The sequence below is a fragment of the Methylobacterium sp. PvR107 genome, assembly GCF_017833295.1.
Classification (GTDB): Bacteria; Pseudomonadota; Alphaproteobacteria; order Rhizobiales; family Beijerinckiaceae; genus Methylobacterium.
The window spans coordinates 4,172,659-4,184,661 of sequence record NZ_JAFIBW010000001.1 but is presented as its reverse complement, the minus strand read 5'-3'; the positions used below and the strand labels follow the sequence as shown (position 1 = coordinate 4,184,661).

Sequence of the window (12,003 nt, the reverse complement as noted above, 5' to 3'; positions counted from 1 at the left end):
GCCGGACGGCACCGGACCCGGCATCGGGCAGCGCCTCCCGCGTGCTCCAGCCGGAACGGTCGAACAAGAGCGGTCACATCGGCACGCTGGCACGAATCTCCCATTCACGTCCGCACGGTACGGATGCGTACGTGAGTCTGCGCGCGACAAAGGGCTGCAATTGCCGTGCGCGGATGCAAGGCTAGCTTGGCCGCAGGGGTGCGGAAATTCGGTGAGGAGTCGAGAGCGTTGCTTCAGTCTGGGGATGGGTTGCGGGCGTTGACCGGACGCCGGGTGGCTGTGGTCGGAGCCGGTCCGGGTGGACTGGCAGCGGCCCTGCTCCTGGCCCGCGCCGGCATCCACGTCACCGTGTTCGAGAAGGATTCGCAGGTCGGCGGCCGCACCAAGACCGTCGAGGCGCCGGGCGGCTATCGGTTCGACATCGGCCCGACCTTCTTCCTCTATCCCCAGATTCTCGCCGACATCTTCGCGAGCTGCGGCGAACGGCTTGAGGATCACATCAAGCTCGAACGGCTCGATCCGCAGTATCATCTCGTCTTCGAGGGGCAGGACGGTATCTCCGGCACGATCCGTGCCACCGGCGACATCGCTCGCATGGAGGCGGAGATCGCCCGGATGGCGCCGGACGACGCCCGCAACGTCCAGGCCTTCTTCACCGAGAACCGGACGAAGCTCGGCTACTTCAAGCCGATCCTGCAGCAGGCCTTCCACACCCTGCGCAGCATGGCGAGCCCGGCGATGCTGGCCGCCCTGCCCTACCTGCACCCCGGCCGGAGCGTCGACCGCGACCTCAAGCGCCACTTCGCCGACCCGCGGGTGCGCCTCGCCTTCTCGTTCCAGACCAAATACCTCGGCATGTCTCCGTTCCGGTGCCCGAGCCTGTTCACGATCCTGTCGTTTCTCGAATACGAGCATGGCGTCTATCACCCGGTGGGCGGCTGCGGCGCGGTCTCCGAGGCGATGGCGGGCTTGGCCACGCGGATCGGCATCGACCTGCGGCTCAACACCAAGGTCGAGAAGGTGCTGTTCGATGGCAAGCGCGCCAGCGGGCTGGTGGCGAACGGCGAGACCTTCAACGCCGACGCGGTGCTGATCAACGGTGACTTCGCCAAGGTCGTGCGGGCTCTGGTGCCGGAGCGGCAGCGCCCGCGCTGGCGCGACGCCAAGATCAAGAAGGCCCGCCTCTCCTGCTCGACCTTCATGCTCTATCTCGGCATCGAGGGGAAAATGCCCGACAGTCTCGGGCACCACACGATCCTCCTCGCCGACGGTTACGAGAAGAATATCCGCGAGATCACCGAGGGCACGCTGCCGATGCAGCCCTCCCTGTACGTGCAGCACGCGGGCTACACCGACGGCGGCATGGCGCCCCCCGGTCACACCGCCCTCTACGTGCTGGTACCGGTGCCGAACCTGAAGGCTGGGATCGACTGGAAGGCGATGCGGAAGACTTACCGCGCCCTGATCCTGGAGCGGCTGAAGATCCTGGGCCTGGGCGATCTCGAGTCCCGAATCCGCTACGAACGGATCATCGATCCCACGCAATGGGAGGAGGATTTCGCCGTCCACGAGGGCGCCACCTTCAACCTCGCCCACGACCTGTTGCAGATGCTGTATTTCCGGCCGCACAACCGCTTCGGGCCCGGCCTCTATATCGTCGGCGGCGGCACCCATCCGGGCTCCGGCCTGCCGGTGATCTACGAGGGCGCGCGCATCTCGGCACGGCTGCTGATCGAGGAGCTGGCCGGTGCCCGCGCGACCGCGGCGGCGGGGATTCCCGAGACCGCGCCGCTGGCGACGTCCGGCGAGGCTTCGTGATCGCCCTGCGCGACCGGATCGTCCTGATCGCGACACTCTGCGCGGCTGCCCTGCCTGCTTCGTCCGCGACCGTGCAGGTGGAGGTGGACGGGATCGAGCCGGGTGCCGGCCGGGTGCGCGTCGCCCTGTGCCAGGGTGGCCTCTCGGAAGCCGCCTGCGCCCGCGGTGACGACGGGGCGGCGGCCGCGGGTCGCGCCCTGTTCACCTTCCGGGATGTGGCGCCGGGCACCTATGCGGTGGCGGCCTACCAGGATTCCAACGGCAACGGCCGCCTGGATCGCACCGGCCTCGGCCTGCCGCTGGAACCGTACGGCTTCTCCGGTGCGGTGAGCCGCCGGGCGCGGCCGGATTTCGCCGAGGCCGCCTTCGCCCTGCGGGAGCCTGGCTCCGCCCTGCGGGTGCGCCTCGGCCGCGCCCTGCCGCAGCGGTGAACTGATGCAGGGTCCCCTCGTCCGGATCGAGGGCGTCGGCCTCGACCTGCGCGGACGCCGAGTGCTCGAGCAGGTCGACCTCGACCTTGAATCCGGCGAGACCCTGGCCTTGCTCGGGCCGAACGGAGCCGGCAAGTCCTCGTTAATGCGCCTCGTGGCGGGCCGCCTGAGGCCCGATGCCGGCTCCGTCCGTGTGGCGGGCGCGGACCCGTTCCGGGAGGGCGATGCCCGCCGCGCCATCGGCTGGGTGCCCCAGGAGATCGCCCTCTACCCGAAGCTGACCGTATCGGAGAATCTCGGCGTCTTCGGCCAGCTCGCGGGCGTGCCCCGGCGCGACCGGAAGGCCGCCGTCGAGGCGGCCCTGGACATGGCCGATCTCGCCGATGTTGCCCGTCGGCCGGTCGGCATCCTGTCCGGCGGCTACCGGCGGCGGGTCAACATCGCGGCGAGCCTGATGAACCGGCCCCGGCTGGTCCTCCTCGACGAGCCGACGAGCGGCGTCGACCTTGCCGCGCGGGCCGCGATCCACGCCGTGCTCGATCGGCTCAAGGCGGCCGGCACCGCGATCCTGATCGCGACCCATGATTTTGGAGAAGCGGAGCGCCTCGCCTCGCAGGTCGCCTTCCTGGCGCAGGGACGGATCGTGCGGGCCGGGCGGCTCGCCGATCTGCTGGCGCAACTGCGCACGGGCGCGCCGGAACGGGAGCTGAGCCTCACAGTCCCGGCGGATGGATCGGCGGAGGCGGTGCTGCGCCGCGCCGGCTTCGCGGTCGCCGAGCCCGGCGGCGTGCTCTGGCGTTCGGTGGAGCGCGGCGGCCTCGACGGCGCGGCCCTGCTCGGGAGCCTGCGGGCACAGGGCGTGCCGGTTGCCGAATTGCGGGTCCGCGCACCACGGCTGGAGGCGCTCTATCTCGACGCCCTTCGACCCCGCGGCATCGGCGACAACGATGCGTCACGGGCATCGACGTCGCTGCGGGCGGGAGCGGCCGGGTGATCGGCGCGGCGTTCCGGGTCATGGCGCTCAGCCTCCTGCGCGACCGCGCGGCGTTGGTCATGGCCTTCGTGCTGCCGACCGTGATCTTCTCGATCTTCGCGGCGATCTTCTCCGGGGCGACCGGCGACCGGATCCGCATCCATCTCGGGCTGGCCGATTTCGCTCAGACGGCGGCGACTGGGCGCCTGGTGGACGCGCTGGCCGCCGATCCCTCTCTGCGGGTGACGCGCCTGCCGGCGATGGACATCGAGGCCGTGGCCCAGGCCGTCCGATCGGGCGAAGTCGACGTGGCACTGGCTCTTCGCGGCGACCTGATCGCCACCCCGGCGGGCGACGCGCCCGGCCCAGCCGACCAGCCCGTTGTGCTGGTCGAGAATCCCGCCAAGGCGCTCGCCACCCCGATCGCCCTCGGCCAGTTGCAGCGGGTGCTGAACGAGGCCCTGCCCGACGTGGTGCTCTCCCGGATCGTCGCCGACGTGGAGCGCACCGGCAAGATCGGTCCCGACGAGCGGCGCTTCCTGGAAGACGCCTTCGCCGAGCAGCGGGCCAGGAAGGAGCCGTTCAGCTTCGCCTCCCTGGTCGAGCGGCGCAGCACGGCCGCCGGCACCGCCAATGCCCGCATCAGCTACTACGCCGGCGCGATCACCGCGGTGTTCCTGCTCTTCGCCGCCATGCAGGGGGCGATGTCGCTGGTCGAGGAGCGCGAGACCGGGCTGACCGAGCGGCTGATGGCCGGCCCCGGCGGCCTGCCGGTGGTGGTGCTCGGGAAATTCGGCTTCCTGACGCTCCAGGGTCTGGTCCAGGCCGGCCTGATCTTCCTGGCAGCCGCTCTGCTTTACGGTGTCGAGATCGGCCCGCACTGGCCGGCCTTCCTGGCCGCCTGCCTGCTGGTCTCCGCAATGGCGGCCGGCCTGGCGCTGGCGGCCTGTGCGCTCGCGGCCTCGCGCCAGCAGGCACATCTCGCGTCGACCTTCGGGGTACTGCTGCTCTCCGCAGTCGGCGGCTCGATGGTGCCCCGGTTCCTGATGCCGCCCTGGTTGCAGCAGGCGGGATGGCTCACGCCCAATGCCTGGGCGATCGAGGCCTATCAGAACGCGCTGGGCGAGGGGTTTGCCGCCGCAGCCCCGGCGCTCGCCGTGCTGGGCGCGCTGACGCTGTGCGGGCTCGGTTTCGCGCTCGCGCTGACGGCGCGTCGGACGGCGTAGGGCGGCAATCGCTCCGACCCGGCGCTAATCGACATACACCCCGGCCCCGATGAGCGCCTCCACCCCATCGACACGGGTCGCGCAGACATAGCTCCATTTCACGCTCGGGGCGGACTGGCCGGGCTTCGGGAACATGTAGTCGACCCAGCCGGACCCGGACCGGCTGACGACCTCCACGAAGTCCCGGTGGAACTGCTTCCCGTCGGCATCGCGCTCGTGGAGCAGGTCGCGTCCTTCCCGGTTCGGGTGGGCAGCGTTGAACAGGACGATCCCGCGCAGATCGACGACGAACAGGTAGACGTCCCCGTAGCGCCAGCTGCTGCCCTTGCGCCTGAACGCGTCGAACGCCCCGGTGCCCTGCTCTTCCAGCATCTCGGCCGCCTTGTTGACGAGGGCCTCGATTTCCGCCGCCTGATGCACGGGCGGAGGCGATCTTTTCGCAAAGGCCGGGATCGCCGTCCCCAGGACGAGCAGCACCGGCCATATCAGCAGGGCTCTCAACATGCCGTCGCCTCGCCGACTGAGCCTCGCCTCTGCGCAAGATCTCCGGATCGTGCCGCCGTCGATCGACCGCGGAGCGCACGAACCCGACCGCGCGGAGGCTGCGCGCGTCGGTCAGATCTGACCTTTGGCATCAACGCGCATCGTCCGCATCCAGCGATCCAGGCGCAACCCTCGCGCGTTGGTCAAGCGGGAGATGATGAAAGCGCGGGTGACCGATGCCGTTGTTCTACTTCCACCTGCGCGGCCCAAACGGGCTGGAGCGGGACGACGTGGGCCTAGAGCTTCCCTGCGTGGACGCCGCCTACCTTGGGGCCTGCCGAGCCGTTCCGGGGATGAGCGCGGACTTGGCTCGTGAGGAGACAAACCCGGCCCGTTACGCGTTCGAAATCACCGACGCCTGCGGCAACCTCCTGATGGACGTGCCCTTCACGGAGGTGCTGGACCGCGGGCACAAGCCCGCTGCGCCGGGATCAGGTGCACGCCGCGGCAAAGCTGCGGTCGAGATGGCGCGCACCGCGTCGCTGATCTTCTCGATCAGAGAGGAGCACGCGGCGCTGCAGGTCACCCTGACCGAGACAAGACGGCTGCTGGCCTTGTCCCGGAAGCTGGGTCGCACACCGCTCTGATGCCGGGCGGGGCGTAGTCCCCGGAGGCGGGCGCCAAGAGTCGGAGGGCGGCCACTAGGCCCCAGTCCCCACAAACCGTCCCTCATCGGTTGCGCGCTGACGCAGGAAAGGCCGCCACACCCGCTTCTGAGGGGCAGGCGGACTCACCGCGTTGGGCAGAGCCTCGAACGCCAGGCGGTTGCGGTGCCGCTCGATGATCCGGCTGAGATGCCGGAGCGCCGTGAGACCCTGGTTCGCCATCATGCGATGGCCCTCGCAGGCACCCTTCCGTCTCAGACGATCGAGGGTGCCTTCGGCGCGAGCCAGGATCTCCCGGGCCTCCGCGCAATAAAGCTCCATCTCAGCGAGATCTGGCATTCTGCCCTCCGCGCCGACCGTGTCTCAGAGTTCGACAGCGCATGGGTACCGCCACGGCCGGCCGCCGCACATCACCCATTTGGAGGTGTTGGGCAGCCTCGCGGGGTCGCATGCGCGGCCCGCGGCTCAGGGCAGGTCCGAGATCCGATGCAGCGGCGCGGAGGCCCGGCCTGCCGCGACGATCCGCGCCGTTCCTGCGGCATGCCGCGTACAGCCATACCGGCGTTGATCCGTCACGGCCCCGCTCACCGGAAACCCGAATGCTCCGCCTGCTTATCGCCGACGGCAACGATCGCGCCGCCCGCGAACGCCATGTCACGGCCACGGGCCGAACCTCGGCCGAATCCTACGCCGCGGTGGTGCAGGATCTCGCGCCGGAATCCGCCTGCCGGCACATCAACCCCGCCGATGCCGACGCCGCCCTGCCGGTGGGCCTCTCGGATTTCGACGGGTTGATCCTCACCGGATCGACGCTCAAGGTCTCCGAGGGCACGCCCGCGGTGACCCGGCAGCTCGACCTGATGCGCGCCGCCTTCGAGGCCGGGCTCGCCGTGTTCGGCTCGTGCTGGGGCGTGCAGGTCGCCGCCACGGTGGCGGGCGGCCACGCCGCCGCGAACCCGCGCGGACCGGAATACGGCTTCGCCCGGGCGATCACCCCGACCGAAGAGGGCCGGGCCCATCCGCTTCTCGCAGGCCGGCCGGCCACCTGGGACGCCCCCGCGATCCACTCCGACGCGGTCCTGGAGCCGCCCCCGGGTGCCCGCGTGCTCGCCGGCAACCGCATGCTCGGTATCCAGGCCATCGAGATCCGGCAGGGCAGCGGCTGGTTCTGGGGCACGCAGTACCATCCCGAACTCGACCTCGACGAACTCGCCGCCATGCTGCGGCTCTGCGGCCCGGGCATCGTGGAGGCGGGCCTTGCCGAGTCTTCACAGGCGGTGGCGGCCTATGCCGACGAGATCGCGGCCCTGCAGGGCGGCGACCCCGAGGCGGCGCGCCGCCTCGCCTGGCGCCACGGCATCGGCCCCGAGGTGCTCGAGGCGGATCTGCGGCGCCGGGAGATCGGCAACTTCCTGGCTCGCCTGTCCACAGGCGAGGCCTGACCGGCCGCCGCCGCGACCGGGTGGCGCGTTGACCCGCCCGGTCCCAGGTCTAGCTTCGCTCCTGCGGGCCACACCGTCTCGGGCCCGGGGAGCGACCCAGCAGGATGAGCCAGGATTCTACGGTCGCCGTCATCGGCAGCGGACTCGGCGGACTCGCGGCCGCGTGCGTCGCCGCCGCGCGGGGCCACCGCGTGACGGTCTACGACAAGAACGGCTGGCTCGGCGGCAAGGCGGCGGTGCTCCACGAAGGCGGCTTCCGCTTCGACATGGGCCCGACCATCCTGACGGTACCCCGGGTGCTGGAGCGGATTTTCTCCGAGGCCGGCCGCTCGGTCCACGACTACATGGACCTGCGTCGCCTCGATCCGCAATGGCGCTGCTTCTTCGACGACGGCACCCACATCGACCTGATGCAGGATGTCGAGCGCATGGCGGGCGACATGGAGCGCTTCGCCCCCGGCACCGGCGAGGGCTACAAGAAATTCATCTCTATCTCCGAGCATCTGCACGGCGTCTCAGAACGATTCTTCTTCTGGAAGCCGGTCGAGGACCTGTTCGACACGATCAACATCCGGGCCAACCTGAATCCCGGCACGCTGCGCGACGTGCTGTCGCTGCGCATGCACGCGTCCGTCGCCTCGACGATCCGCGGCAAGGTCAAGGATGCGCGGCTCGCGCAGATGCTCGACCACTTTGTGCAGTATGTCGGCTCCTCGCCCTACGGCGCGCCGGCGGTGCTCTGCGCCATCGCCCACATGCAGACCGCCGACGGGGTCTGGTACCCGATGGGCGGCACCCGCGCGGTGGCGGAGGGGCTGGCGAAGCTCGCCCAGGAACTCGGCGCCACCTGCAAGACCGACACCGAGGTGACCGGGATCGAGACCGCGAACGGCGCGGTGCGGGGCGTGCGCACCGCCGCGGGCGTCACGCCCTTCGACGCGGTGATCTCCAACATGGATTCGGTGCGCACCTACCGCGAGCTCGTCGGTGGCGAGGCCGCCAAGGTCTACGCCAAGAAGAACCCCGAGCCGGCCTGCTCGGGCGTGGTGCTCTATCTCGGGCTGAACAAGCGCTACGAGCACCTGAACCACCACGACTTCGTCTTCTCCCGCGACCCGGAAGAGGAGTTCGACTACATCTACAACAAGGGTGAGCCGGCCCCGGATCCGACCGCCTACCTCGCGGCCCCCTCCTCCACCGATCCGAGCGTGGCGCCTGACGGTGGCGAGGCGCTTTACGTCCTGGTGCACACGCCCTATCTGCGGCCGCACCATGACTGGCGCCCGGACGGGCCGCTGTTCCAGAACTATCGGCGAACGATCCTCGACAAGCTCAAGCGCACGGGCGGCATGCCGGACCTGGAGGAGCGCATCGTTGTCGAGCGCCACCTGACGCCGCAGGACATCCACGAGCGCTACAAGGTCCTGAACGGCGCGATCTACGGGCTCGCCTCGCACGGGCGGGTGATGGGGGCGTTCAAGCCCGGCAACCGCTCGCGCCAAGTGCGCGGCCTCTACCTGGCGGGTGGCGCCGCCCATCCGGGACCCGGCATGCCGATGGTGATGATGTCGGGCTGGATCGCCGCCGACGCGCACGACCAGGATGCGCGCGGCGCCTTGCGCGAGACGGCGTGAGGGCTGCTGAACCTCCCCCTCCTCCCTCTACGGCGGAGGGTGGCCCTTGCGTCAGTGAGGGGCGCGAGAGGGGAGCACCGGTTCCGGAGAGGTCATCCCGGGCGCCGGAGCCCGCACCGTCGCACCGCCCCTCTCCCCCCCTGCTGCGCAGGGTATCCTCCCCCGCAATGGGGGGAGCGAGAGATGCGCATCTCCCCCGCGTCTCCCTGCCAATCCGGAACTTCATGGTGGCGTGGTTCGAGCGCTACCTGCATCGCCATCTTGACGCCCTGCGCCTGCCGCTCTGGAGCGCGCCGCCGGCCCCGGACCATCGCGGCCCGATCGTCGTCTACTGCAACCATCCGGCTTGGTGGGATGCGGCCCTGATCATCGTGCTGGCCGGGCGCCTCTATCCGGAGCGGGTGAGCCGGGCACCGTTCGACGCCGCGATGCTGGCCCGTTACCGCATCTTCGAGCGGATCGGCGCCTTCGCGGTCGACCTCGACACGCCCCGCGGGGCCGCGCAGTTCCTGGCCGCCGCTCGCGCGATCCTGGCAGAGCCCGACGGCATGCTCTGGATCACCGCGCAGGGCCGCTTCGCCGATGCCCGCGCCCGCCCTCTGGCCCTGCGCCCAGGGGTGGCACGGCTGGCCGAGATCGCCCCCGACACCCTGTTCGTGCCGCTCGCGCTCGAATACGCGTTCTGGGACGAGCGCGGTGCCGAGGCTTTCGCGGCTTTCGGGACCGGGACCAGAGGCGTGGACCTCGCCGCCCTGCCCCGGGCGGAGCGGCTTGCCCGCCTGGAGGCCGACCTGACCGCGACCCTCGACCGGCTGAGCGCCGACGTGATCAGCCGCGAGCCGGCCCGCTTCCGCGCCCTCGTGTCGGGCCGCAAGGGCGTCGGCGGGGTCTACGATCTCTGGCGGCGGCTGGCGGCCCGGCTCACCGGGCGCCGCTTCGACCCAGCGCACCGTGCCCTGAACGGCAAGGATCGCGGGCCATGACCCCTTCCGCCCGATCCCGCCCGCATGCGATGCCGGGAGAGCGCCGCCTCCTACCCCGGCACGGACGATGACCGATTCGATCCTCACGGCCCTGGCCCTGGTTTCCCTGGCCGCGGCCCTCCTGCCCGCGGTGCTGGCGGCGGTGAACCTCGCGGTCCTGCGCCGGCCGGCGCCGGAGGCCGATCCCGGTCTGGTCTCGATCCTGATCCCGGCACGCAACGAGGCCGGCAACATCGCGGGCACCGTGCGGGCGGCTCTGGCCAGCACGACGGTGCCGGTGGAGGTGATCGTCGGCGACGATCATTCCACCGATGCGACCGCCGCGATCGTGCGCGCCATCGAAGATCCGCGCCTGCGCCTCGTCGCCGTCCCGGCGCTGCCCGAGGGCTGGACCGGCAAGAATCACGCCTGCAGCCATATGGCCGGCCTCGCGCGCGGCCGCCAGCTCCTGTTTATCGACGCCGATGTGCGCCTCGCACCCGAGGCCGCCGCATGCCTCGCCGCGCAGGCCCGCCGGACCGGCGCGACGCTCGTCAGTGGGGTGCCGCGCCAGCGCACGGAGACGCTCGGCGAGATGCTGACCGTCCCGATGATCGACTTCCTGCTCCTGGGCTACCTGCCGGTGCCGCTGATGCGCCGCCTGCCCGACCCGTCGCTCGGGGCGGCCTGCGGCCAGCTGATCCTCGCCGACCGCGCGGCCTATGATGCCACCGGCGGGCACAGCGCGATCCGAACCTCCCTGCACGACGGCGTGCGCCTGCCCCGACTGTTCCGCGCGGCGGGCTACCGGACCGACCTCGCGGCGGCCGCAAGCCTCGCCACCTGCCGGATGTATGACGGCTTCGCGCAAGCCTGGGCGGGCTTCTCCAAGAACGCCCATGAGGGCTTGGCCACGCCCCGTGCCCTGCCGGTCTGGACCCTGCTGCTCGGCTGCGGGCAGGTGCTGCCGCCGCTCCTCGTCCTTTTCGGCCTGCTCGGCCTGATCCCCGCCGCCGCCCTGGTACCGGCCGCAACGGCCTGGGCTCTATCCCTCGCCACTCGGTCGGCCATCACTCTGGCGACGCGGGCGCCGCTGGCGACGATCCTGCTTCATCCGGCCACCGTTCTGGTCGCGCTGGCGATCCAGTGGAACGTGCTCCTGCGCGGCGAGCGAGCCGGGGCCGCCACCTGGAAGGGCCGAAGCTACCCGGTGAGCGGGGCCTGAGGCCCGCTTCGCCGGAATCCGCTCTTCATCGCGATGCGGGCTGACACGGCTCGGTGGAGGGGGCTGCCGCCTCCGGCTTCTTCAGGGAAACGATGAGTTGCACGTTCGGCACGTCGCCGACCTGCCGGGTCAGGTGCCCGACATGCTTCTCCGGCCCCTGCGGTGTCGATCCCATATCGGCGTTGAACTGCACCTCGCCCGGCCCCTGCTCCAGCACGCTGCCGTCCGTCGCCTCGACCGACCAGCGGCCCGACAGGGTGATCACCCATTGCGGGCCGGGCGCCGCGTGCCATGCGCCGACATAGCCGACGGGCAGCACCGCGTAGCTGATCGATTTCACCTCGCCCGGGGGGATGCCGACGAATTGCGGCGCCGCCGGCGGCGCGTAACTCTTGAAGACAAAGTTTTTCAGGTCGCAATACTGAACATGACTCTGCCCCCGGTCGTCCGCGTAGAGGACGCCGTAGCGCAGGGCAGGCGGGTCGGCCGAGGCGAGGCCGGCCGGGCCGGAGGGCGCCGGCGCGATGGTCATCGGCGGCTCGCCGCCCGTGCCCTCGGCCCGCGCACCCGCGCCGCACGCGACCGAAGCCAGCACCAGCGCGGCCGCGCGACCTGCTTCCTTGGCGCGCATCATGGTCTCGGCCTCCCAACGCTTCGCCCTTGGCGAACGATTCCTCGGCATAGAGGCGCGGCGCCTGACCGGGCCCGGTGATCGGCCAACTCAGGAATGCGTGCCGCGTCTCGGCCTCGTCGATCAGGCGCCCTGATCGGCCGCCGAGACCGCGCCGCCGAGGCCGGTCTCCGTCAGGATCCAGGCCGCCGTATCGGCATCCGCGCCGGCGACCGGCAGGTGCAGGATGATCGGCGTGTCGTAGGGGTGACGGGCCTTGAGGGCGACCGACAGGGCGTCGGCGAGACCCGTGCGGCTCTTCAGGATCGCCGCGACCTCTTCGCCGTGCTCCACCGCGCCCTTCCAGCTGTAGACCGAGCGCATGCCGGGCAGGACGTTGATGCAGGCGATCAGGCGCTCGCGGACCAGGGCCTCCCCGATGTTGAGTGCCGAGGCGGCGTCGGGGAAGGTGGTGTAGACGAGGAGCGGACGCTCCATGCTATGCCTCCGGATGTGCGTGCGTCCGGAGAGTGA

13 protein-coding genes are annotated in these 12,003 nt (G+C 70.9%); 9 read left to right on the top strand and 4 right to left on the bottom strand.

Features of this window, described 5'->3' with window-relative positions; translation table 11 throughout:
* The first annotated feature begins 228 nt into the window (after nucleotides 1-228).
* The 4 genes from JOE48_RS19715 to JOE48_RS19700 are packed head-to-tail and all read left to right on the top strand — an operon-like array spanning nucleotide 229 to nucleotide 4,448.
* Nucleotides 229-1,818: an NAD(P)/FAD-dependent oxidoreductase gene (locus JOE48_RS19715; RefSeq protein ID WP_210032312.1), complete on the top strand. Its 1,590-nt coding sequence runs from the start codon at nucleotides 229-231 to the stop codon at nucleotides 1,816-1,818.
* Nucleotides 1,815-2,249, top strand: a complete 435-nt coding sequence (locus tag JOE48_RS19710) for a DUF2141 domain-containing protein (protein ID WP_409518600.1) — start codon at nucleotides 1,815-1,817, stop codon at nucleotides 2,247-2,249. The genes JOE48_RS19715 and JOE48_RS19710 overlap by 4 nt, the downstream gene beginning before the upstream one ends.
* Nucleotides 2,250-2,253: 4 nt before the next feature.
* Nucleotides 2,254-3,243: an ABC transporter ATP-binding protein gene (locus tag JOE48_RS19705; protein ID WP_210032311.1), complete on the top strand. Its 990-nt coding sequence runs from the start codon at nucleotides 2,254-2,256 to the stop codon at nucleotides 3,241-3,243.
* A complete protein-coding gene (locus tag JOE48_RS19700; RefSeq protein WP_210032310.1) occupies nucleotides 3,240-4,448 on the top strand; it encodes an ABC transporter permease in 1,209 nt (402 codons plus the stop codon). Before JOE48_RS19705 ends, JOE48_RS19700 begins: the two co-directional genes overlap by 4 nt.
* Before the next feature lie 24 nt (nucleotides 4,449-4,472).
* Here the strand turns inward: JOE48_RS19700 and JOE48_RS19695 are convergent, their stop codons facing one another.
* Nucleotides 4,473-4,952 (bottom strand): cache domain-containing protein, encoded by a 480-nt coding sequence (locus JOE48_RS19695; protein WP_210032309.1) that lies wholly within the window; start codon nucleotides 4,950-4,952, stop codon nucleotides 4,473-4,475.
* Nucleotides 4,953-5,167: 215 nt separating this feature from the next.
* Here JOE48_RS19695 and JOE48_RS19690 point away from each other — a divergent pair, with 215 nt between their 5' ends.
* Nucleotides 5,168-5,578, top strand: a complete 411-nt coding sequence (locus tag JOE48_RS19690) for a DUF6894 family protein (protein WP_210032308.1) — start codon at nucleotides 5,168-5,170, stop codon at nucleotides 5,576-5,578.
* Between the two features lie 54 nt (nucleotides 5,579-5,632).
* Here the strand turns inward: JOE48_RS19690 and JOE48_RS19685 are convergent, their stop codons facing one another.
* Complete coding sequence (locus JOE48_RS19685; protein ID WP_210032306.1) at nucleotides 5,633-5,935, bottom strand: hypothetical protein; 303 nt, start codon at nucleotides 5,933-5,935, stop codon at nucleotides 5,633-5,635.
* Between the two features lie 260 nt (nucleotides 5,936-6,195).
* Between JOE48_RS19685 and JOE48_RS19680 the strand changes: the two genes are divergently transcribed.
* From JOE48_RS19680 to JOE48_RS19665, 4 genes are all read left to right on the top strand, one after another.
* Nucleotides 6,196-7,038, top strand: a complete 843-nt coding sequence (locus JOE48_RS19680) for a type 1 glutamine amidotransferase (RefSeq protein WP_210032305.1) — start codon at nucleotides 6,196-6,198, stop codon at nucleotides 7,036-7,038.
* Between the two features lie 104 nt (nucleotides 7,039-7,142).
* On the top strand, nucleotides 7,143-8,672 hold the full coding sequence (locus tag JOE48_RS19675) for a phytoene desaturase family protein (protein ID WP_210032304.1): 1,530 nt from the start codon (nucleotides 7,143-7,145) through the stop codon (nucleotides 8,670-8,672).
* Nucleotides 8,673-8,896: 224 nt separating this feature from the next.
* Nucleotides 8,897-9,655, top strand: coding sequence for a lysophospholipid acyltransferase family protein (locus JOE48_RS19670; protein WP_210032303.1), 759 nt, complete (start codon nucleotides 8,897-8,899; stop codon nucleotides 9,653-9,655).
* 67 nt (nucleotides 9,656-9,722) lie between these two features.
* The gene (locus JOE48_RS19665) at nucleotides 9,723-10,859 is read left to right on the top strand and encodes a glycosyltransferase (protein WP_210032302.1); all 1,137 of its coding nucleotides are present in this window, start codon (nucleotides 9,723-9,725) and stop codon (nucleotides 10,857-10,859) included.
* 25 nt (nucleotides 10,860-10,884) lie between these two features.
* On the opposite strand, the gene JOE48_RS19660 is transcribed toward JOE48_RS19665, so the two are convergent.
* Both JOE48_RS19660 and cutA read right to left on the bottom strand, forming a co-directional pair.
* The gene (locus JOE48_RS19660) at nucleotides 10,885-11,493 is read right to left on the bottom strand and encodes a hypothetical protein (RefSeq protein WP_245252886.1); all 609 of its coding nucleotides are present in this window, start codon (nucleotides 11,491-11,493) and stop codon (nucleotides 10,885-10,887) included.
* Between the two features lie 120 nt (nucleotides 11,494-11,613).
* The gene (gene cutA, locus JOE48_RS19655) at nucleotides 11,614-11,967 is read right to left on the bottom strand and encodes a divalent-cation tolerance protein CutA (protein WP_210032301.1); all 354 of its coding nucleotides are present in this window, start codon (nucleotides 11,965-11,967) and stop codon (nucleotides 11,614-11,616) included.
* Between the last annotated feature and the right edge of the window lie 36 nt (nucleotides 11,968-12,003).